The organism is Tenacibaculum sp. TB-53 (assembly GCF_059716285.2).
Genome location: NZ_CM202790.1, coordinates 443,934 through 467,145, shown reverse-complemented (window position 1 = coordinate 467,145; position 23,212 = coordinate 443,934). Strand labels below are relative to the sequence as shown.

19 protein-coding genes are annotated in these 23,212 nt (G+C 32.4%); 14 read left to right on the top strand and 5 right to left on the bottom strand.

All coding sequences use genetic code 11. The features are described from left to right. The first annotated feature begins 1 nt into the window (after position 1). From AC3VJB_RS02180 to AC3VJB_RS02165, 4 genes are all read left to right on the top strand, one after another. Positions 2–799 carry an ABC transporter ATP-binding protein gene (locus AC3VJB_RS02180; protein WP_159490708.1) on the top strand — a complete coding sequence of 266 codons (798 nt, stop codon included), beginning with the start codon at positions 2–4 and terminating at the stop codon, positions 797–799. A gap of 65 nt (positions 800–864) precedes the next feature. Further along, positions 865–1,899, top strand: a complete 1,035-nt coding sequence (locus tag AC3VJB_RS02175; protein ID WP_437824259.1) for a M28 family metallopeptidase — start codon at positions 865–867, stop codon at positions 1,897–1,899. Positions 1,900–2,130: 231 nt separating this feature from the next. Then, positions 2,131–3,300: a histidine decarboxylase gene (locus AC3VJB_RS02170; protein ID WP_437824257.1), complete on the top strand. Its 1,170-nt coding sequence runs from the start codon at positions 2,131–2,133 to the stop codon at positions 3,298–3,300. 54 nt (positions 3,301–3,354) lie between these two features. Continuing rightward, a complete protein-coding gene (locus tag AC3VJB_RS02165; protein WP_167714058.1) occupies positions 3,355–3,996 on the top strand; it encodes an outer membrane beta-barrel protein in 642 nt (213 codons plus the stop codon). A 42-nt stretch (positions 3,997–4,038) separates the two neighbouring features. Here the strand turns inward: AC3VJB_RS02165 and AC3VJB_RS02160 are convergent, their stop codons facing one another. The 3 genes from AC3VJB_RS02160 to AC3VJB_RS02150 all read right to left on the bottom strand — a co-directional run bounded on the left by AC3VJB_RS02160 (position 4,039) and on the right by AC3VJB_RS02150 (position 7,032). Continuing rightward, positions 4,039–5,136 carry a methyltransferase gene (locus tag AC3VJB_RS02160; RefSeq protein ID WP_053056705.1) on the bottom strand — a complete coding sequence of 366 codons (1,098 nt, stop codon included), beginning with the start codon at positions 5,134–5,136 and terminating at the stop codon, positions 4,039–4,041. 20 nt (positions 5,137–5,156) lie between these two features. Then, on the bottom strand, positions 5,157–6,689 hold the full coding sequence (locus tag AC3VJB_RS02155) for an FMN-binding glutamate synthase family protein (RefSeq protein WP_437824255.1): 1,533 nt from the start codon (positions 6,687–6,689) through the stop codon (positions 5,157–5,159). A gap of 91 nt (positions 6,690–6,780) precedes the next feature. Further along, entirely contained in the window at positions 6,781–7,032 is a 252-nt protein-coding gene (locus AC3VJB_RS02150; RefSeq protein WP_047789607.1) for a type B 50S ribosomal protein L31, read from the bottom strand. Positions 7,033–7,229: 197 nt separating this feature from the next. On the opposite strand from AC3VJB_RS02150, the gene AC3VJB_RS02145 reads away from it, so the two are divergent. Together AC3VJB_RS02145 and AC3VJB_RS02140 are read left to right on the top strand one after the other, a co-directional pair. Next, the gene (locus AC3VJB_RS02145) at positions 7,230–8,270 is read left to right on the top strand and encodes a glutaminyl-peptide cyclotransferase (protein WP_437824252.1); all 1,041 of its coding nucleotides are present in this window, start codon (positions 7,230–7,232) and stop codon (positions 8,268–8,270) included. A 9-nt stretch (positions 8,271–8,279) separates the two neighbouring features. Continuing rightward, positions 8,280–9,776 carry a hypothetical protein gene (locus AC3VJB_RS02140; RefSeq protein ID WP_437824250.1) on the top strand — a complete coding sequence of 499 codons (1,497 nt, stop codon included), beginning with the start codon at positions 8,280–8,282 and terminating at the stop codon, positions 9,774–9,776. Between the two features lie 760 nt (positions 9,777–10,536). On the opposite strand, the gene AC3VJB_RS02135 is transcribed toward AC3VJB_RS02140, so the two are convergent. Then, positions 10,537–11,826 (bottom strand): metal-dependent hydrolase family protein, encoded by a 1,290-nt coding sequence (locus tag AC3VJB_RS02135; protein ID WP_497666700.1) that lies wholly within the window; start codon positions 11,824–11,826, stop codon positions 10,537–10,539. Positions 11,827–11,900: 74 nt separating this feature from the next. Between AC3VJB_RS02135 and AC3VJB_RS02130 the strand changes: the two genes are divergently transcribed. The 4 genes from AC3VJB_RS02130 to AC3VJB_RS02115 all read left to right on the top strand — a co-directional run bounded on the left by AC3VJB_RS02130 (position 11,901) and on the right by AC3VJB_RS02115 (position 16,406). After that, positions 11,901–12,581 carry an SDR family NAD(P)-dependent oxidoreductase gene (locus AC3VJB_RS02130; protein ID WP_159494668.1) on the top strand — a complete coding sequence of 227 codons (681 nt, stop codon included), beginning with the start codon at positions 11,901–11,903 and terminating at the stop codon, positions 12,579–12,581. Between the two features lie 140 nt (positions 12,582–12,721). Further along, positions 12,722–13,315, top strand: a complete 594-nt coding sequence (locus tag AC3VJB_RS02125) for a SprT-like domain-containing protein (protein WP_047789602.1) — start codon at positions 12,722–12,724, stop codon at positions 13,313–13,315. A 7-nt stretch (positions 13,316–13,322) separates the two neighbouring features. Beyond that, on the top strand, positions 13,323–14,384 hold the full coding sequence (locus AC3VJB_RS02120; RefSeq protein ID WP_073183304.1) for a mannose-1-phosphate guanylyltransferase: 1,062 nt from the start codon (positions 13,323–13,325) through the stop codon (positions 14,382–14,384). A gap of 36 nt (positions 14,385–14,420) precedes the next feature. After that, on the top strand, positions 14,421–16,406 hold the full coding sequence (locus AC3VJB_RS02115; protein WP_497666699.1) for a GTP-binding protein: 1,986 nt from the start codon (positions 14,421–14,423) through the stop codon (positions 16,404–16,406). Here the strand turns inward: AC3VJB_RS02115 and lpxK are convergent. Further along, positions 16,403–17,434 (bottom strand): tetraacyldisaccharide 4'-kinase, encoded by a 1,032-nt coding sequence (lpxK, locus tag AC3VJB_RS02110; protein ID WP_497666698.1) that lies wholly within the window; start codon positions 17,432–17,434, stop codon positions 16,403–16,405. The genes AC3VJB_RS02115 and lpxK overlap by 4 nt on opposite strands. A 101-nt stretch (positions 17,435–17,535) precedes the next feature. Here lpxK and AC3VJB_RS02105 point away from each other — a divergent pair, with 101 nt between their 5' ends. The 4 genes from AC3VJB_RS02105 to AC3VJB_RS02090 all read left to right on the top strand — a co-directional run bounded on the left by AC3VJB_RS02105 (position 17,536) and on the right by AC3VJB_RS02090 (position 23,211). After that, positions 17,536–18,630 carry a Nif3-like dinuclear metal center hexameric protein gene (locus AC3VJB_RS02105; protein WP_497666697.1) on the top strand — a complete coding sequence of 365 codons (1,095 nt, stop codon included), beginning with the start codon at positions 17,536–17,538 and terminating at the stop codon, positions 18,628–18,630. Between the two features lie 3 nt (positions 18,631–18,633). Further along, positions 18,634–19,404: a zinc ribbon domain-containing protein gene (locus AC3VJB_RS02100; RefSeq protein ID WP_173361080.1), complete on the top strand. Its 771-nt coding sequence runs from the start codon at positions 18,634–18,636 to the stop codon at positions 19,402–19,404. Between the two features lie 148 nt (positions 19,405–19,552). After that, complete coding sequence (locus AC3VJB_RS02095; RefSeq protein ID WP_497666696.1) at positions 19,553–20,950, top strand: FAD binding domain-containing protein; 1,398 nt, start codon at positions 19,553–19,555, stop codon at positions 20,948–20,950. Then, positions 20,950–23,211, top strand: a complete 2,262-nt coding sequence (locus AC3VJB_RS02090; RefSeq protein ID WP_497666695.1) for a xanthine dehydrogenase molybdopterin binding subunit — start codon at positions 20,950–20,952, stop codon at positions 23,209–23,211. Before AC3VJB_RS02095 ends, AC3VJB_RS02090 begins: the two co-directional genes overlap by 1 nt. Position 23,212: the final 1 nt, after the last annotated feature.

Here is a 23,212-nt window from a genome sequence, read left to right as displayed (position 1 = left end):
CATCAAGCAACAACAAAAACATATCGTCTTACAAACAGAAAATCTTTCAATAGGATACAAATCAAAAAAGCAAGAAACAGTTATTGCTTCAGCTATTGATTTAGCTATCGAAAAAGGAAAATTTGTTGCTTTGTTAGGTAAAAATGGAATTGGAAAATCAACCTTACTCCGTACCATTTCTAAGGTTCAAAAACCTTTGAACGGAATTATAAAAATCAATCAAAAAGAACTTTCAACCTACACCAGTCAAGAATTATCTACTACCCTAAGCTTAGTATTAACTGAACGTTTACCCCTAAGTCAGCTAACTGTTTTTGAACTCGTTGCTCTAGGACGTCAACCTTACACCAACTGGATTGACAAACTAACTCAAGAACATCTAAAAAAAATTCTCTGGGCAATTGAACAGACAGAAATCTCCCATTTAAAAGATAAACGATTTTATGAATTGAGCGATGGTCAGCTACAACGAGTACTTATTGCTAGAGCTTTGGCTCAAGATACTGAAATCATTATTTTAGATGAACCTACTGCTCATTTAGATATACATCATACATTCAAAGTGTTTTCTTTATTAAAAAAACTCGTAAAGAATACAAGAAAAACTATCATTATATCTACCCACGAAGTGAATTTAGCCATTCAACTTGCAGATGAATTCATACTTCTTTCTGAAAAACAACTATATACAGGTACTTCACAAGACTTAATTAGTAAAAATGCTTTTGAAAAACTTTTTCCAAAAGAATTAATAAGTTTTAACAAAACATTAGAACAATTCGTTATCAAGAAAAATTAAATTTGAGCAATTGTAACATTTTCTTACTTTTGAAACTAATCGAACTAAACAAACCTTAACTATTGATGAAAAAATTACTTTTTATGGCTAGTGCAATTGCATTGGTAGCATGTGGTTCTAGCAAAGAAACAGCTAGTACTGATAATGATACTACTGATTTTGCAGCTAAATATGCCAAAACTATTACTGCAAAAGATTTAGGAAAACATCTATTTATCTATGCTTCAGATGAATTTGAAGGAAGAAACACGGGGGAGCCTGGACAAAAAAAAGCGGTAAAGTATTTAAAAGATTTTTATGTTAGTCAAGGAATAGCTTCTCCTTTAGGTGGTGATGATTACTTTCAAGAAGTACCTTCTGAATACTTAAGTAACAACCGTAGAGGAATGACTTTAAAAGATTCTGAAAATGTTGTTGCTTTTATCAAAGGAACGGAAAAACCAGATGAAATAGTAGTTATTTCAGCTCACTTAGATCACGAGGGAGTTAAAAATGGAGAAATATACAATGGTGCCGATGATGATGGATCAGGAACTGTAGCTATTTTAGAAATTGCTGAAGCTTTTAAACAAGCTGCCGATGCTGGTAAAGGCCCTAAACGTTCTATTTTATTTTTACACGTTACAGCTGAAGAAAAAGGTTTATTAGGATCTAAATATTATACTGAAAATCCAATTTTCCCATTGGCTAATACTGTTACCAACTTGAACATTGATATGATTGGTAGAGTTGATGACCGCCATAAAGGAAATCCAAATTATGTATACTTAATCGGTTCTGATAAGTTAAGTACTGAATTACATAACATTTCTGAAGCGATGAATAAAAAGTATACTAACATCGATTTAGATTATAAATACAACGATGATAACGACCCTAATCGTTTTTATTATCGTTCTGACCACTATAATTTTGCTAAGCACAACATTCCTATTATTTTTTATTTTAATGGAACACATGCCGATTATCACAGACCAACTGACACTCCTGACAAAATCAATTATGAAATGTTAGAGAACAGAACTCGTTTGGTTTTTCATACAGCTTGGGAAGTTGCGAATCGTGAGAATCGTGTTGTGGTTGATAAAGCCGCAGAATAAGGTCTAATCAAATTTAAATTATAAAGTTTAAAAGCTCATCTAAATTAGATGAGCTTTTTATTTTCTTTAATATTACTCTTAAAATATATCTCGTTTTAAACTTAAAAAAGAACCCTAACCAGATTATTTATCTACTAAAAAAAATAAATTAGAAAAATAATCTAAACATCAAACTAATACCTGATAAATAACATTCCTTAGTTTACATTTGCCCGCTTAAATTTTAATACTATGGTTAACGAAGGGAAATTATCATTAGAAAATCAACAAAAACTAGATAAATTACAAGAAGAATTAGCTTCTGCTCGCGATACTTTTTTAGGATATCCTGTATCAAAAGATTTCGATTATTCAGAATTAAATAATTTTTTTCAATATCCAATTAACAACCTTGGTGATCCTTTCGAACAAGGCACTTATCGTGTGCGAACCCATGAAATGGAACGTGAGGTTATTGCATTTTTTGCAAAACTATTTAGAGCAAATCCGAAAGACTTTTGGGGATATGTTACCAACGGTGGTTCAGAGAGTAACCTGTATGGTTTATACATTGCTCGTGAATTATTTCCTAAAGCTATGGTATACTATTCTGAATCTACTCATTATAGTGTACGTAAGAATATCCATTTATTAAATATCCCAAGTATTGTAATTAAATCGCAAGAAAATGGCGAGATGGATTATGAAGATTTTGAAAACACTGTTCGTATGAACCGTCATAAACCAGTAATTGTATTGGCAACTTTTGGTACAACGATGAAAGAAGCAAAAGACGATATAGGTAGAATTAAAGGAATTTTAAGCAACCTCGCTATCCAAGACCATTATATTCATTGTGATGCTGCTTTAGCTGGCTCTTATGGACCGTTCATGCAACCTCGCCTTCCTTTTGACTTTATGGATGGTGCAGACAGTATATCTATTAGTGGACATAAATTTATTGGTTCACCAATCCCAACTGGTGTATTAATGGCTAAAAGATCAAATAGAGATAGAATTGCTAAAGGTATTTCGTACATCGGCTCTTTTGATACTACTATTACAGGCTCTCGTAACGGACATTCTCCTTTATTCTTGTGGTATGCTTTAAAGCAATTAGGTGTCGAAGGTTTACAACAGCGTTATCAGCATAGTTTAGCTGTAGCTGAATACTGCGAAGCTGAATTACAAAAAATTGGAGTAAATGCTTGGAGAAACCCTAATGCAATTACTGTTGTATTACCAAAAACTCCACAAAGTATTAAAGATAAATGGCAGTTAGCTACTGAAGGGAACATTTCTCATGTTATTTGTATGCCTAACGTAACAAAAACTCAAATTGATGAATTTGTAAATGATTTAAAAAATTGTACAGAACAAATTATTGAAGAGGAATTTTCCTATGATTTTTCATTAAGCTAACCTTTTATTAATCTAAGACAAGTACTTTTGATTGCTATAAAAGAAAATTTAATTATGAAGAAATTATTATTAAGTACAATGCTACTTGCATTGTCATTTGCTTATGGGCAAGAAAAAAAAGAAAATGAAAAATTAACTATTGAAAAAGATACGTGGTATGTTGGTGGGAATGTTTCTTTAGGACACACCAATTCCGAATTTGAAGATTCACCTAATACTTCTAAGTATTTTAATTTTAACTTCTCCCCTAAGATAGGTTATACTTTCAACGACAACTTAATTCTAGGGTTGGGCTTAGGGTATGGATACACGGAAAGCGAGTCAGGAAACACAACAAATAATCAAGTAAACACAACTAATCATTTTAGAGTTTTCCCTTACATCAAAAAATATTTTCCTGTTGGAAAGAAATTGACTATTTCGTTACAAGGAGAATTTAGGTATAGCTATTCAGAATATGAAAAAAATGACGTTTTAAATTCTAATGGAGGGCATACAAACGAGTATTTTATTGGTGTTCGACCAGGAATAACTTATTTCTTAAACAAAAATTTAGCTTTAGAGGCTAACATAGGAACTTTAGGATACAATAATGCTACACAAAAGTCCGGGAGTCCATCAAAAAGAACTTGGAGTTCTTTCAACTTTAATATAAACTCAACTGATTTAATGTTCGGTTTATCATATTATTGGTAGTATTAAAGTTTACAAATCAAACAAGAAACGCTAAGAAAATTCTTAGCGTTTTTTTATACATTCTATTATTTGAAACTTTTTATTTTGTTCTAACACACTCACCGAAGAAAAAAGCTTTATTAGGTGTGTACTATAATTCAAATGTGAATTAGCAACTAACAAAAATCTTCCGTTATTTTTCAAACAATTTTCTACTCCTTTAAAAAGGTTTAGTGCCACTTCAATATTATTCTCATATTCAAAATGAAAAGGAGGGTTCGATACTACTAAATCAAAAGAATTTTGTTTTACCCCCTCTAAAGTATCATCACATAAAAATTCTGCTTTTTTTTCTTCTAAGTTAATTTTAGATGATTCTATAGCTAAGTTAAAATCATCTAGCAAAGTTACTTCTGCTTGTGGGTTTTGCTCAGTAACTTCATAAGCTATAATTCCATTTCCAGAAGCTACATCTAATACTTTTAACTCCTCTGTTTTAACTTCTAAATTTTCTAAGAAAAATTGCGTTCCTATATCTATGCTTCCAGAAGAAAACACACCGTAATATTGCTGTAAGACTTTGCTTTTCCACTGGATGGTATTAATTAGATCCTTGTGCTTGACTTCTTTTTTAGGTACTTTTAAAATCAACAAACGTGCTTTTTTCCATGCTTTTGATTGAGTAACCTCTTCAAAATATTGTTCAGCAACTTTTATAAAAGAAACTGAAAAATATTTAGTCATAAACCCACAAACTACTTCAGTATTTTCATGTGAAGCTTTATGTATTTGTTGTAAAAACAACTCAAACAACTCTAATGACTTTGGAATTTTAATCAATGCTAAATCAACACTCTCTAAGTTGTCTAAAGGAGTTTTAAAATCGACTTCCGTAGAAATGTTATTCAGTTTTAAATTTTGACGAATTGCTTTTTGCTGACTAGCATACGTCCAAACAGCCGTAACTTTTTTATGCTGTAAAGCGCAATTCCACACTCCAAAACGGTCATTAAAAAGGTGTAAACCCTCTATATACTTATCGGTTATATAATCTAACACTAAGAGTTCAGCGTTACTCCAAGCTCGTAAACTTTTATCGGAAGTATTGGGGTAACGCTGTAATTGATATGTTTTTGAATTTATTTTTACTCTAGTATCCAATTTTAACTAGTTTTCTTTATTTAACTAACTAAAACCTTTTCTTTAGTGTAGTAAACTTTATCTAACGAAGTTATTTCTCCTGTTCTTTTTCTTCTAAAAATGTGTTTTGCCTCTACATGTCTAATTGAATCTTTTCCCATAGCTGCAACCATTTCTTTAATGGCACTAATTGTCTTATTATGGTAATTCTTTACACGCATATTCTTGTACTTAACTACCAAAGCCTTTACCAAGTCCTTCTCTTGTGTCGCCACACCTACAGGACAAGTATCTAAATTACATTCGCGTGCCTGAATACAGCCTAAACTTAACATAAAGCTACGAGCCATACCAATTGCATCGGCTCCTAATGCTAGATATTTAATCACATCAAAAGCATCAATAGCTTTACCACTTGCAATAATTTTTATTTGGTCTTTTAGTCCGTATTTTTTCAACATCTTATTTACAAAAGATAGTCCTTCTAATAACGGTGTACCAATGTAGTTTGAAAACTCTAAAGGTGCTGAACCTGTCCCTCCTTCTCCTCCATCAACAGCTATATAATCAGGGTAATTATTAGCATCAGCAAAAGCTTTAATCATCGCTTCGATTTCATCGTTGTCTCCAACACAAAACTTAATTCCAACGGGTTTCCCTCCAGATAATTCTCTTACCTGTTGAATAAATGCAACCATTTCGTCAAAATTAGAAAAAGCATCGTGTGCCGGTGGTGAATCTACTCGTGTAAAAGGCTCTACAGAACGAATTTCAGCAATTTCTTTCGTGTTCTTTTTTGCTGGAAGAATTCCACCATGACCTGGTTTAGCTCCTTGTGAAAGCTTTATTTCAACCATCTTTACCTCTTCTCTAACAGCATTTTTCTTAAAAACCTCAGCATCAAAAACACGTTTACCATTTACACTTTTCCCTGCTCCAAAATACCCTGTACCTACCTGAAAAATTAAATCTCCTCCTTGTAAATGATAAGGAGAAACTCCTCCTTCACCTGTGTTATGAGCAAAACCACCCATTTTAGCACCTTGGTTCAATGCCATAATTGCATTTTTACTCAATGAACCAAAAGACATTGCAGAAATATTGATTATAGAAGAGTCATATTTTTGTGTACACTTATCTGAACCAATAAGTACTCTTTCTCCTTTAATATGATGATGATCTTTAGGAAATAGTGAATGTTTCACAAACTCATACCCCTTTGCATATACATTATGTTGAGTACCAAAAGGTACTGTTTCAATTTCTTTTTTTGATCGCTGATAAACAATACTTCTTTTTTCACGATTAATAGGCTTTCCGTTTAAATCGTCTTCAATAAAATACTGTTGAATTTTTTCTCTTTCTTCTTCAAATACCCAACGTAAACGAGCAATTACTGGAAAAGCTCTCATTAATGAATGCTTTTTTTGAATAAAAGCATCATATATTGCTAACAGAGTAACTGCTGTAGCTACTGTTAGTAAAATGTAATTTCCCATATCTGGCATGAAATAAACTAACACACCACATAAAATATTTATTACAATAACAACAGATAAGATAGTATCTCTCATTTTTTTTATTTTTTTTGCAAAAATACAATTTTAGCATAAAAAAAGCTCTGACATATAGCCAGAGCTTTCTTGTATATTTGAATACTTGAAATTATTTTTTGAATTTCGCGTACTTATTTTTGAACTTATCAATACGCCCTGCAGTATCTACTAACTTAGACTTACCAGTGTAGAAAGGATGTGAAGTTCTTGAAATTTCTAATTTAATTAATGGATACTCAACTCCTTCTACTTCTAAAGTTTCTTTTGTGTTAGCAGTTGAACGTGTTAAAAAAACATCTCCGTTAGACATGTCTTTAAACGCTACCATTCTATAATTTTCTGGATGTATACCTTTTTTCATCTCTTGTAAATTTAAAATCTTTTATTTTTGTTGAAAAAATTATAAAGTTGGTAAAGCTTTATAGTTCTTTCATATATCAAAAACCTGCAATGGCTATTTGAGGGTGCAAATTTAACCCTTTTTTTTAATTTGCAAACAAATAATTTGCTTTAATTTGTAGTACATCTTTATAAACTATAGAAAATAACATTTTATATATGCGTTTTTATAAACTTTTATCATTAGGATTAACTACTTTACTCATAACTTCTTGTAGTGAAACTAATTACAAATTTAAATTAAACACTACTAAAAAAACCACTCTAGGCGAAAAAGCCGCTATTAAGTTTGAACAATTGAAGGGGGAGCAGATAGATTCTGTACATCTTTATGTAAACAACAAACGTGTAAATACTAACGAAACAAGTGTTACTGTTAATACTGCCGATTTTGGTGTAGGAAAACATGCTGTTACTGCATTGGCTTTTTACCCTAACAAATCAAAAAAATTAAACAACTCTATTGAGATTTTAGCAAAAGAGGCTCCTGCTGTATATTCTTATAAAATTGTAAACATTTACCCACATGATAAAGGAGCCTATACTCAAGGACTAGAATATAAAAACGGTTATTTATATGAAAGTACGGGTCGAAACGGTGAGTCTACTTTACGAAAAGTTGAATTAGAAACTGGAAAAGTTTTACAAAAGATAGATTTGGACGAAAAGTACTTTGGTGAAGGAATGACCATTTTTAACAATAAAATTTATTGGTTAACATGGCACGCTCGAAAAGGATTTATATACGATTTTGAAACATTTAAACAACTTGGCAGCTTTAATTATACCAATAGTAATCAAGGATGGGGATTAACACATAACGGTTCTGAGCTTATTAAAACGGATGGAAGTAACAAAATTTGGTTTTTAGATGCCAATAATCAGCAAGAAAAAAGAAGTGTTCAAGTATACACAAACAAATATCCCGTTGATAATTTAAATGAAATTGAGCTTATAAATGGTAAAGTTTATGCTAATAAATGGCAACAAAACTCAATAGTTATTATCAATCCAGAAACAGGTGTCGTTGAAGGTGTAGCTAACTTAAATGGATTGAGAGATATTGTTGCTAAAGATCAAACTTTGGAGACTCAAGATGATGTACTAAACGGAATTGCATATGATTCTGAAAACAATCGTTTATTTGTTACAGGAAAACATTGGGGAAAATTATTTGAAATAGAATTAATCAAACAATAATCCTAAACCATGAAAAATACCCTTCCCATACTAGCACTTATTCTATCCATTATTGTAATATCTTGTAGAAAAGACTTCAATACAGTACCTAGTTATGGGAAGTTACAGTTTTCAAAAGACACCGTATTTCTAGACACTGTTTTTAGCAATATAGGTTCTGCTACGTATAACTTAAAAGTATACAATAAGAGTAGTAAAACTATTACAATTCCAGAAATCAAATTGGAAAATGGAAATACTTCAAATTATCGATTGAATGTAGATGGATTAGCTGGTGACAGTTTCAATAATATTGATATTTTGGCAAATGATAGTATTTATATTTTTATAGAAACTACTATTAATGTTAACACCATTACCGATCCTTTATATACTGATAAAATATTATTTGATAATGGAGAAAACCAACAAGATGTAGATTTAGTTACTTTAGTACAAGACGCTCATTTTATTTTTCCTTCTAAAAACAGTTCGGGTATTGAGACATTAACTATTAACGGTAAAGAAACCGAAATTCAGGGTCGCTTTTTAACTGACGAAGAACTAACCTTTACTAATGAAAAACCTTATGTCATTTACGGTTACGCTGCTGTACAATCAAGTAAAACACTAACAGTTGAAGCCGGAGCTAAAATTCATTTTCACAATAATTCAGGCTTAATTATTGATAAAGATGCAAACTTTAAAGTGAATGGAACTTTAGATGAAAAAGTAATTTTTGAAGGAGACCGATTAGAACATCAGTTTAGCGAAATTCCAGGACAATGGGGAGCTATCTGGATACGTGAAGGTAGTTTTAACAACGAACTAAATTATACTCAAATTAAAAATGGAACTGTTGGACTTCTTGTTGACGGACAAGATACCTCCTCTCCCACGCTAACAATAAAAAACACTGAAATATATAACAGTTCAAACTATGGTGTTTTAGGTAGAAACACACATATTGAAGGAGAAAACTTAGTAATAGGTAGCGCAGGACAATCTGCATTAGCTTGTACTTTTGGTGGTAAATATAACTTTACCCATGCTACTTTTGCTAACTTTTGGAACAATAGTATTCGTCAATTACCTTCGGTTTTAGTCAACAACCACATTAGTTATCTTAATAATGATAACCAAGAAGTTACAGAGACTAATGATTTGGTTACCGCTAACTTTATAAACTGTATTATTGAAGGAAACAACAACGTTGAATTTATTCTTGATAGAATTGATGGTACAACCTTTAATTACTCGGTTGAAAATTGCTTAATAAAATTTAATGACCTTAATAATTCATTCACAGATAATACTGAATTGAATTTTAATGATACTGAACATTATCAAAATAACATTTTAAACGGAGAGCCTAACTTTAAAGATGTTACTAAAAATGAGTTTATCATTGGTGAAAATAGTGATGCCATTAATAAAGCTAAACCTTCTGCTGTTTCTAATGATATTTTAGGTGTAGACAGAAGCACTTCCTCTGATATTGGAGCTTACCAACATACTAATTTTTAACTCTTCAAAAAGAGTCATTAAACATTAAAATATTTATCAAGCGATATATAGCTTACAAGCTATAAAACGAATTCAAGCTAAAAAATATGTTACTTGTTTTTTTCGTTACATAACTTACCTGTAGTACACTTCTTTTCAACCTAAAAAACACTCCATTCATCGAATTAAAAGTAAAAGAACATAGAATCTAAAATATATTTGTAGTGTATTTGTTTCATTCATAGTAATAAAATAGATTAATTAGTTTGGTTAGTTGAGAGCTATTCTTTATTAATAAACATTGAATAGCTCTTTTTTAAAAAAGAAATCATTAAACATCAAAATATTTGTCGGGGGGCAACACTATAGATACGTATCTATAAATAAAAGGAATGCTGAGCATTCCTTTTTTGTTCTTTTTTATAAATTCTTTCCAAAAATAAATTCAAATTAAAAAACATGTTACTTGTTTTTTTTCGTTACATAACTTATCTGTAGTGGGCTTCTTCTCAACCTAAAAAACACTCCATTCATCGAATTAAAAGTAAAAGAGCATAGAATCTAAAATATATTTGTAGTGTATTTGTTTCATTCATAGTAATAAAATAAATTAATAAGTTTGGTTAGTTAAGAGCTATTCTTTATTAATAAAATTGAATAGCTCTTTTTAAAAAAAGAAATCACTAAACATCAAAATATTTGTCGGGGGGCAATACTATAGATATATATCTATAAAAAAAGGAATGCTTTGCATTCCTTTTTATTTTTAACGTACTGTTTTTCAATTCATAATTTCTTTATAAACCCTCCCACCTTTCATCACAAAAACTACTTTTTCCATCGTATGAATATTTTGAATAGGATCTTCTCCTACTGCAATGATATCTGCTACATACCCTTTTTTAATCTGTCCTAACTCATTTTTCATACCTAATAATGCTGCATTAGTTACTGTTGCAGACTGTATTGTTTCTATAGCAGGCATTCCTGCTTCAACCATGTACCCAAACTCTTTTCCATTCTTACCATGTTTAAAAACTCCTGCATCGGTACCAAAAGCTATTTTTACACCCTTTTTATAAGCTCTTCCAAAAGTTCCTTGTATTTGTGGACCAACAGCCAATGCTTTAGGCACTACAATTTCTGGATAAAAGCCTTTTACTTTAGCCTTCTCTTCTACTTCTTTTCCAGCTGTAATAGTTGGTACCAAATATGCATCGTATTTTTTCATCAACTCCATTGTTTCATCACTCATATAAGTTCCATGTTCAATCGTTTTTACCCCTCCAATTATAGCACGTTGCATTCCTTCATCTCCATGAGCATGAGCCGCTACATGCATTCCGTAATCTTTAGCTGTTTCACAAATTGCTTTTATTTCCTCAATAGTAAACTGCGGATTGTCTCCGCTTTTGGCCACACTTAATACGCCTCCTGTAGCTGTAATTTTTATACAATCTGCTCCATTTTTGTAACGCTGTCTAACCGCTTTTCGAGCATCTTCTACCGAATTTACCACTCCTTCTTTTGGCCCAGGGTTTCCTATTAGCTTTCTACTGCTTCCATTTGTTGGGTCTGCATGCCCTCCTGTCGTTGCTAAAGATTTCCCCGCAGTAAACACTCTCGGACCTACAATTTTTCCCGCTTTAATTGCTTTAGCTAAAGAAATATTAACACCTGTTCCTCCCAAATCTCTTACCGTGGTAAAGCCGTTTGACAAAGTGGTTTCGGCAAACTTAACTGAGTTATAAGCTCTATCAGCATCATTCAAAATATATTTTTCCAGTCTTGTTTTCGGACTATGTTCACTTTCAATATGCACATGCATATCAATCAATCCAGGCATTACCACCTTATCTTTCAAATCTATCGTTATATCATCAGTGTTTTCAGGGTTCACATATCCTTTTAACACATCAATAATCTTGTTACCTTTTACAATTATAGTTTGTTGTTCTTTTATTTTACCTTTTTCTGTATCAATTAATTTCCCACAAAATATATAGGTATTTTGAGCAAATGTTGTGATTGACATTGTTAGGAGAACCGCTAAAAAAAGTCTTTTTTTCATGATAATTTAAGAATGATTAAACAATAAATGTAGTGATTTTTATGTAGCTTGCCTTTTTAAATTTTGACAATTACATGAAGAACGTTGTTATTACAGGAACTAGTAGAGGTATTGGTTTTGAATTAGCACAGCAGTTTGCTAATCAAGGACATCAAGTATTAGCCTTATCAAGAAACACAAAACCTTTAGAACAGGTTAGCCACCCAAACATCACTATTATCTCTGTTAATTTATCGAACGAAAGAGATCTACAAAAAGCAGTTGAATTTGTTTCAACTAAATGGAAAAAGGTAGATATCCTTATCAATAATGCAGGAAAGTTGGTTAACAAACCTTTTGAACAACTATCTACGCAAGATTTTGAAGAGGTTTATAAAGTGAATGTTTTTGCAGTTGCTGAATTGACTAAAACCCTTCTACCGTTTATGCAAAAAGGGAGTCATGTGGTAACAGTGAGTAGTATGGGTGGAATTCAAGGAAGCATGAAATTTCCTGGATTAGCTGCCTATAGCTCTGCCAAAGGTGCTGTAATTACCTTATCAGAACTATTAGCAGAAGAATACAAAGAACAACAAATAGCTTTTAATGTATTAGCCTTAGGCGCTGTACAAACAGAGATGTTAGAAGAGGCTTTCCCTGGTTATGAAGCTCCATTATCTGCTAAAGAAATGGCTAATTATATTTTTGATTTTGCTTTAACTGGTAATAAATATTATAACGGAAAAGTGCTACAGGTTTCAAGCTCTACTCCATAATAAAATAACGTGTATCACTTTTAATGATTTTCGTTTAACATAACTGAAAAGAAAATTGTATCTAGAAGTATTAGTTAATTCTCGATACAATTTTTTATTTTTTCATTTTATTTCAAAATAAAAACCGCTCGAACTGACTTTTGAAAAAAACACTAATTAAATACATCCCCAAAGAAGCAATTCCATTAGTTGAATATTTAATTATTGAGCATAAAATCAATTTGAAAATAGTAAGTGAACGCCAAACCAAACATGGTGATTTTCGTCGCTTACCAAATGGTCACATGCAAATTACAGTAAATAACAACTTAAACCCTTATCAATTTTTACTGACGTTAATTCATGAAATTGCACATCATGTTACGTATCAAAAATTTGGAAGAGTACAACCTCATGGTAAAGAATGGAAAACAGTTTTTCAACATTTAATGTTACCTTTTTTACAGCCAGAAATTTATCCAAAAAATATTCTGCCATATTTAGCCAATTATTTAAAAAATCCTAAAGCCAGTACAGATACCGATACAAACTTATCGTTAGCTCTACGAGGAGGTAAAGCAGAAAATGGAAAGCATTTTATATTTGAAGTTCCTGTAGGGAGTGTTTTTAAATTTAAAAATATTTTATATAAGAGAGGAAATAAACGAAGAACTCGTTATGAATGCTTAAATTTAAACAATAAAAAAACCTACTTATTCAATCAAAACGCAGAAATTGAATTAATAAAAACTTAAAATTCTTATGAAGAATAATTATTACGCAGTAATTATGGCTGGTGGCGTAGGTTCTCGTCTTTGGCCTGTAAGCACAGAAAACAATCCTAAACAATTTCATGATTTATTAGGAACTGGAGAATCTTTATTACAAAAAACCTTTTACAGGATCAATCAATTAGTTCCTTCTAAGAATATTTTAATTGCTACGAATCAACGTTATAAAGAATTAATATTAAAACAACTTCCTGAGATTAGCTCAGAACAACTACTTCTTGAACCTACAATGCGCAACACAGCTCCTTGTATTTTATATGCTGCATTAAAAATCCGTCAGCAAAATGAAAATGCTGTGATGTTAGTAGCCCCATCAGATCACTGGATAGAAAACGAAACCGAATTCCTTAAAAACATAGAAACTTCTTTTAACGCTTGCTCAAAGGAAGACATATTAATGACTCTAGGAATACAACCGAATCACCCAAATACGGGGTATGGCTATATTCAATTTGAAGAAAATACTTCTGAAATAAAAAAGGTACAAACGTTTACCGAAAAACCTAATCTAGAAAAAGCTACTCAGTTTTTAGCGAGTGGCGACTATTTATGGAATGCTGGTATTTTTGTTTGGTCTGTTTCTAGCATTTTACATTCCTTTAAAAAACATCTTCCTGAAATGGTAAACATTTTAGAAACCGAAGATAACGTGTACAACACTAATTTCGAAGATGATTTTATTAAAAGTAACTACGAGAAGTGCGAGAATATTTCTATCGACTTCGGAATTATGGAACGCTCTGAAAAGGTACACGTACTCCCTGTAGATTTTGGTTGGGATGATTTAGGTACTTGGGGTTCTTTATATAACAAACTTGATAAAGACACTCATCAAAACGCAACAGTTGGAGCTACAACTATTTTTAAAGATGCCAACGGGAACATGGTTAGTACTAAAAATGGCAAAAAAGTAGTAGTTCAAGGATTACAAGATTTTATTATTGTAGAAAAAGATGATGTATTAGTTATTTGTCCACGTAAAGACGAACAAGACATTAAGCAACTACGAACTGAAGCAAAAGAGCAATTTTAACAAACTACCTCTATCTTTATAAGATATTACTGATTAATGGAATATTCCAACACTCTTAACATAGGAATTTTAGCACATGTGGATGCTGGTAAAACTACCTTAACCGAACATTTATTATACCATACAGGAGCTATAAGAAATATAGGGAGTGTAGATAAAGGTTCTACTGTTACTGACAGTTTAGCACTGGAAAAAGAACGTGGAATTTCCATAAAAGCAGCTACCACTTCTTTTATTTGGAATGACACCAAAGTCAATCTGATAGATACTCCTGGACACGTAGATTTTTCTAGTGAAGTTGCAAGAACATTATGTGTGGTAGATGCTGTTGTTTTAGTTATTTCAGCTGTTGAAGGTGTACAAGCTTATACCTTAACTATTGCAGATGCTTTGCAAAAACTAAAAATTCCGACAATAATTTTCATTAATAAAATTGACCGACAAGGAGCAGATATAGAGAATGTTTTAGAACAAATAAAAGATGAGCTTCAAATTAAAACTGTGTCTATCTATACCAGTCATCATGAAGGATTGGACACTGCTTGTATTAATCCCATTTTTCATAATAGTTCGGCTACCAAAGAACAAAAAGAAGCGATTTTAGAAGAGTTAATTGAAACCGATGAAAGTTTGCTAGAACAATACTTAAATGGTCACTCCATTACCGATGAAACCTATATAAAATCTATTATAAAAAACACCTCAAAAGCTTCAATTTCACCTGTATTTACAGGAATAGCTAAAAACAACATTGGTGTAAAGGAACTATTAGATGGATTAACAAGTTTCATTAAACCAGATAAGAATACTGCCACACAAGAAACTTCTGCTTATGTATACAAGTTAGAACATCATAAAACTCATGGTGTTATGGCACATGTAAAAGTTTTTTCGGGTGAGTTATCCTCTAAGTCGGTTATTTATAATCATACCCAAGCCGTAGAAACTAAAATAAACCAATCGAAGGTTTTTCATCATACCAAACATATTGACACTACTATTAAAACTGGTGATATCGGAATTATTACAGGTGTTGTTGATACAAAAACAGGAGACATTCTTGGCAACCCCGAAGGAATTCCAAAACTACCCGAATTAAACACGCCTGTTTTAAGTGTACAAGTAATACCTGATAATGATAAAGATTACAATGCTTTAGCGCAGGCTTTACAAATCATAGACAGAGAAGATCCAACACTACAATTTAAATGGCATAAACCCGAAAAAGAATTATTATTGTTACTAATGGGAGATATGCAAATTGAAGTGCTTACACATGTTTTATTAGAGCGATTTTCAATACCAGCTACTTTTACAGAGCCTCAAATTGTTTATAAAGAAACCATAAGCAAAGCCGCAGAAGGTTATGTTTGTTATTGGATGCCTAAACCTTGTTGGGCAATCATGACTTTTTTAATTGAACCCGCTCCTCTAAATTCTGGTGTTAGTTACCAATCTATTGTTTCTAAAAATGATATTCATAACAAATATCAAAATGAAATAGCCAGAACGATTCCAAAAGCTTTAGAGCAAGGTTTACTTGGTTGGGAAGTAACCGATGTAAAAATAACATTGATTAAAGGAGAAGATCATAATGTTCATTCAAGACCTGGTGACTTTAATTTAGCTACTCCAATGGGTATCATGAAAGGTTTACAAGCTGGTGGAACACATTTGCTGGAACCTTTAGTTCGCTTTGAAATAAAAACCAATGAAGAGTTTTTAAGTAAAATTATTTCTGAACTTACTACTAGAAGAGCTACAATCGACTCTCCTACTTTTCAAAATGAAATGATGCATCTTACAGGAACGATTCCTGTTGCTACTTCTTTAGATTTAAGTATTAAATTAAATACTCTTTGTAGTGGTCGTATACGTTTACGAATGGTTTTTCATGGCTATGATGTATGCCCTGAAGGAGAAGGAAAATCGAGAGACTTTAAAGGAGTAAATCCACTGGATGAAGCTCAATGGATATTACACCGTCGTGGCGCATACAAAGCTGACGAACGAGTAATTTAATTCACTTTCTTTATTTCATCCAACATTAAAGAATTAAAAGCTTTCTCTTCTCTTATAAAATGACTTTTTATAGAGATATAATTAAGAGAGTCAACCTTTCCTTCTAAACGCATATAATCTTTTTCGGTTGTTAGCATGATTTTTTGTTTAGACGGCAGCTCATTAAATATTTTTTCAATCTTTAAAATGTCTTGCTGAGTAAAATTGTGATGGTCAGGAAAGTTTAGATGCTTATAACTTACTTCATTTTCTTTCAAAAAATTCAATAAAGGAGTCGGATTCGCAATTCCTGTTACTAACAAAACTTCTTTATCCTGCAAATCATCAATTGTTAACTCTTTTGTTCCTTTTAAATTCTCATCGTAAGCAATCGTTGTAAAGAACACTTTTTGATATGGCTTCGGATTGAGTTTTCTCACTATCTTTTCTTGTTCTGTCTTCGATAAATTCTCAGGACATTTCGTAACCACAATCACACTAGCCCGTTTAGCTCCTCTCCTGCTTTCTCTTAAATTCCCTGTAGGCAATACAAAATCATCTACAAATAAATCGTTATACTTGGTTAGTAAAATATAGCTACTCGCTGTTACTTTTCTATGCTGATAAGCATCATCTAACAACACAACTTCTGGTGGATTCTTATGTTGTAATAACTGTTGAATTCCGTTCGTTCTATCAGCATCCACAGCTACGGCAACATCTTTTTTAAACTTCTTATAAAACTGTAAAGGTTCATCACCTACATCTTCTGCAGTATGTGTGTCATTTACTAACTGAAATCCTTCTGTTTTACGTTTATATCCTCGACTTAAAACTGCAATTCTATAATTACCTTTAAGTAATCGTATCAAATATTCAATCTGTGGAGATTTTCCTGTTCCTCCTACACTTAAATTTCCAACAGCAATTACAGGAATATCAAAAGAAGTAGCTTTTAAAATACCTACATTAAAAAACCAATTACGAATCCTCGTAATTACATCATACAAAACAGCAAACGGAAATAATAAAAATCGAAGTAGCTTCATTACATCAAAAGTAATAATTTAAGCATTAATCTACAGGATACTTTTATTTTCATTTTTCTACTTTGTAACTTTGCTATATTAATACTTTGAAAATTACCCAAATGCAAATAAAAGACGTTACCAACTACATTGAACAACTAGCTCCACTTTCGTATGCCGAAGATTTTGACAATGTAGGCTTATTAATAGGAAAACACAATACTGAAGTAACTGGGGTTTTAGTTACCCTAGACACGCTTGAGAAAACTGTAGATGAAGCAATTGCTAATAACTGTAATCTTATTGTAAGCTTTCATCCAATTGTGTTTAGCGGATTGAAAAAAATAAACGGTAACAATTATGTAGAACGTGTTGTGTTGAAGGCTATTCAGAATAATATTGCTATTTATGCTACACATACCGCCTTAGATAATGTAAACAATGGTGTTTCAGCTAAGATGGGAGAAGTTTTAGGCTTAGAAAATATGAAAACTTTGATTCCTAAAAAAGGAATCATAAAAAAACTAACTACTTATGTTCCTTTTGCAGAAGCTAATAATCTTCGTGAAAAATTATTTGAAGCGGGTGCAGGTAATATTGGTAATTATGATAACTGTTCTTTTAATGTAGAAGGAAAAGGAAGTTATAAAGGCAATGAAAACTCAAACCCTACTGTTGGTGAAAAGGGTAAATTGATGTTTGAAGAAGAAACCTGCATTACAGTAACATTCGATTCTTATTTAGAAGGAAAAATACTTTCCGCTCTCTTTAAAAACCATCCTTATGAAGAAGTTGCCTACGAAGTTATTACGCTGGATAACCAAAACCAAAACGTAGGTATGGGAATGATTGGAGAACTACCTTCGGCGATGAATGAAAAAGACTTTTTATTATTTGTAAAAGAAACCTTTAAAACTGGTTGTGTACGACATTCAGAATTACTTGACAAACCTATTAAAAAAGTTGCAGTACTAGGAGGTTCAGGAAGTTTTGCTATTAAAAATGCCATACGAGCAAGTGCAGATGCCTATATAAGTGCTGATTTTAAATACCATGAATTTTTTAAAGCTGAAAAAAGAATCTTACTTACAGATGTAGGACATTATGAAAGCGAGCAGTTTACAAAAAACCTTTTAGTTGATTATCTTAGCAAAAAATTTAGTACTTTTGCAATTATTTTAAGCGAAAAGAGTACAAATCCAATACACTATATTTAACAGATGGCAAAAAAAGAAGTAACGGTAGAAGAAAAATTAAGAGCGTTATACGATTTACAGTTAATCGATTCTAGAATTGACGAGATTAGAAACGTTCGCGGTGAATTACCTTTAGAAGTTGAAGATTTAGAAGATGAAGTTGCCGGATTAAACAAGAGACTTTCTAATTTAGCTGAGGATGTTAAAAATTTAGAAACTGACATTAGTAACAAAAAGTTAGCAATTGAAGAATCTAAAAACTTAATTACTAAATACGAAGAACAACAAAAAAATGTTCGTAATAACCGTGAATTCGACTCTTTATCTAAAGAAATTGAGTACCAAGAGCTAGAAATTCAATTATCTGAAAAGAGAATTAAAGAATACAAAGCTAAAATTGCTCAAAAGAAAGAGGTTATTGATAACACCAAAGAAAAATTAGCTAAGCAAGAAGCACATTTAGCTCACAAAAAAGGTGAATTAGATGCTATCTTAAAAGAGACTGAGAAAGAAGAGCAATTATTAAAAGAAAAGTCTGAAGAGTTTTCTCAATCTATTGACAAGCACTTATTAACGGCATACAAAAGAATTAGAACTAAAGTAAGAAACGGTTTAGCTGTTGTTGCTATTGAGCGTGGAGCTGCAGGAGGTTCTTTCTTCACTATTCCACCACAGGTACAATTAGAGATTGCTAACCGTAAGAAAATTACAATTGACGAGCACAGTGGTCGTATTTTAGTAGATCCAGCTTTAGCACAAGAAGAAAAAGAAAAAATAGACAACTTATTTGCTTAATATTTTTCTTAAAGTATATACAAAAGCCTCCAAAAATTTGGAGGCTTTTTTATTGCTATCAGTTTTGATTATAAAATTAGTGACAATTAAAAATCAAAGCTCCTCACTTTTCACCTAACGTTACATTTTCGTATCTTGCATTCTGCTTATGATACAATTTATATTAAATAATCAGGTAATAAAAACTACAGCAAACGCTGGTATTACCCTACTCGATTTTATTCGAGAACATCAACAGTTAAAAGGTACAAAAATAGGATGTCGTGAAGGTGATTGTGGTGCTTGTACCGTTCTAATCGGTGAACAAAAAAACGGTAGCCTTAACTATCAAAGTATAACTTCGTGTATTTCTCCTTTAGGGAATGCTAACGGAAAACATATCGTTACGGTAGAAGGTATCAATTTACCAAAAGAACTGAATACCGTTCAAAAAGCAATGGCCGATAATTATGCGACACAATGTGGTTTTTGCACACCAGGATTTGTGGTTTCTATGACTGGTTATGCTCTTGACAGTAAACAAACAACTTCTTGTAACGATGCTGTCAGCGGAAACATTTGTCGTTGCACAGGATATAAATCGATTGAAAAAGCTGGTTTTGAAATAGAACAAAAACTACAACAAAAAGATAAGAACCATCAAATCGACTGGCTAATCAAAGAAGGTTTTATTCCTAATTATTTTGAAACTATCCCTGAAAAATTAGCACAAATACAACCAAAAACCTTTGAAAAAACGGGAATAAAAGTAGCTAACGGAACCGATATTTATGTACAGCATGCTGATAAAATGGCGGAAGAAGATGTACATTTATTAACCGATAAAAACGCTTTAAAAGAAATTTCTTTTACCGAAGGATTTTGTGCACTAGGTGCTAATACAACAGTGACCGAAATAGCAGAAAGCAAACAATTACAAACCCTCTTTCCTAAACTAAAACAATTTTTGAAACTTGTTTCTTCTGAGCAAATCAGAAACATGGGAACCATCGGTGGTAACTTTGTAAACGCCTCTCCTATTGGCGACATGTCTATTTTCTTTTTAGCATTAAATTCAATGGTAAACATTCAAAAAGAAGATGGAAACGTGCGACAAATTCCATTTCAAGAATTTCATCAAGACTATAAAAAGTATGATTTACACGAAGGTGAAATCTTACAATCAATACAATTCAAAGTTCCACAAGCAGAAGACTTTTTCAATTTTGAGAAAGTAAGCAAACGAACACATTTAGATATTGCTAGTGTAAATTCGGCAGGAAGAATTACACTAAAAAATAACACAATTACAGATGCACATTTTTCTTTAGGAGGTGTAGCCGCTATTCCAAAATATTTATCCGATACCAACACCTTTTTAATAGGAAAAACAATCAATTCTGAAACTATAAAAGAAGCAGAAGCTATTTTACAGTCAGAAATTTCGCCTATTAGCGATGTTCGTGGAACTGCTGACTATAAGCGATTGTTGGCAAGACAATTATTTTTTGCTCACTTTTTAGAACTATTCCCAAATCATGTAGAACTTAAAAAATTGATTGCCTAATGAAGACGATGAAAAACATTGACAGCTTTACACATGTTAGAGGGGAATCGTTATTTGTTGACGATTTAATGCTAAGACAGGATACCTTATTCGGCTTGGTGTTCGACTCGCCAAAAGCACATGGAAAAATCAAATCGGTAGATTATTCAAAAGCAGAAGAACTAGAAGGTGTAGTAAAAATATTTACCTATAAAGATGTCTTAGGAGAAAATCAAATTGGAGGCATCATTCCCGATGAACCCTTATGGGCAGAAGATGAAGTCCATTTTTGGGGACAACCGATTGCTTTTATTGTTGCAAAAAGTGAAGCTATTGCTAAAAAAGCTAGAGCCTTAATTACCATAGATATTGAAGAACTTCCTGTAATCACAACCGCAAAAGAAGCCAAAGAAAAAGGTAGTTTTATCAATGCTCCTCGTTCATTTAACTTAGGAAATACCCAAAATGCTTTTACCGAATGTGACTATGTGTTTGAAGGCGAAACTTTTTCGAACGGACAAGAGCATTTGTACCTCGAAACACAAGGTTGTTATGCGGTTCCTCAAGAAAACGGAAATATAAAAATTACTTCCTCTACGCAAGGCCCTACTGCTGTACAAAAAACAGCGGCCAAGGTTTTAGGTATTCCAATGCATAAAATTGAAGTAGATGTAATTCGTTTAGGTGGTGGTTTTGGAGGTAAAGAAGATCAAGCAACTCCTTGGGCTGTTATGGCTGCTGTGGCAGTGCAACACTTAAACCGCCCAGTTAAATACATGCTGAATCGTCATGACGATTTGCGTATGACAGGAAAACGTCACCCCTATTCATCATTTTATAAAATAGGACTCACCAAAGACTTAAAAATTAAAGCTTTTGAAGCAGAGTTCTTACAAAATTCAGGTGCTGCAGCTGATTTATCTCCTGCTATTGCTGAGAGAACTTTGTTTCATGCTACCAATAGCTATTTTGTTCCAAATGTACATACTACCGTGTATAGCTGTAAAACCAACCTACCTCCTAATACCGCTTTCCGTGGTTTTGGTGGTCCGCAAGGTATGTTTGTTATTGAAAGTGCTATTGCAGATGCCGCTGATAAAATCGGAATCAACAAAAGAAAAATACAAGAAGCAAATCTATTAGCTGAAAACGATGAGTTTTCTTACGGGCAAATTGCAACCGAAGTACAAGCACAAAATTCGTGGTTTAGTGCAAAAGAGCAATATCAACTTGAACAGCTAGAACAAGAAGTAGCTGAATTCAATAATAAGAACGACCGCTACAAAAAAGGGATTTCATTAATGCCTATTGCTTTTGGTATTTCGTTTACCAATACCCCGATGAACCATGCACGTGCTTTGGTACATATTTATCAAGATGGAAGTGTTGGTGTTTCTACAGGTGCCGTAGAAATGGGACAAAGTGTAAACACCAAAATATTACAAGTAGCACAAAGTATTTTAGGAATTTCGCCAGATAAAGTAAAACTAGAAACCACGAACACTACACGCGTTGCCAATACTTCACCTTCTGCAGCAAGTTCAACTGCCGACCTTAACGGAAAAGCAACTGAAATGGCTTGTAATTCATTAGTTGAACGACTAACAGAAGTTGCCGCTGACATGCTCTCTACCAAAAAAGAAAACATCTCTTTTCAAGAAGATGCTGTTTTTGTAAGCGATAAAAAATCAGATCTAACATGGGAAGCTTTAATTGCTGAAGCGATGCTACGTCGTGTGGCGCTATCTGAAAATGCACATTATGCTACACCAGTTATTCATTTTGATAAAACCAAAGAAAAAGGACATCCGTTTGCCTACCATGTATACGGTACTGCAATAACAACAGTTACTGTAGATTGTATCCGTGGTAATTATGAAATTGACAGTGTAAAAATTGTACACGACTTTGGTAAAAGTATGAATATGGGCATTGATTTAGGGCAAGTTGAAGGTGCTTTGGCACAAGGAATTGGTTGGATGACTATGGAAGAAATCTCTTATAATAATGAAGGACGATTATTATCGAATGCCTTGTCTACCTACAAGGTGCCTGATATTTTTTCAGCTCCCAAAACAGTTGAAACCATTCCGTTAAAAACTGAAGGGAATCAAATGGCTATTAAAAAATCGAAAGCGGTTGGTGAACCTCCATTAATGTATGGAATTGGGGCTTATTTTGCCATTCAGCAAGCGGTAAAAACCTTTAACCCTAATTATAAATTAAAATTCCACGCTCCTTTTACACCCGAAAAAGTATTGATGGGATTGTATGAAAAATAGA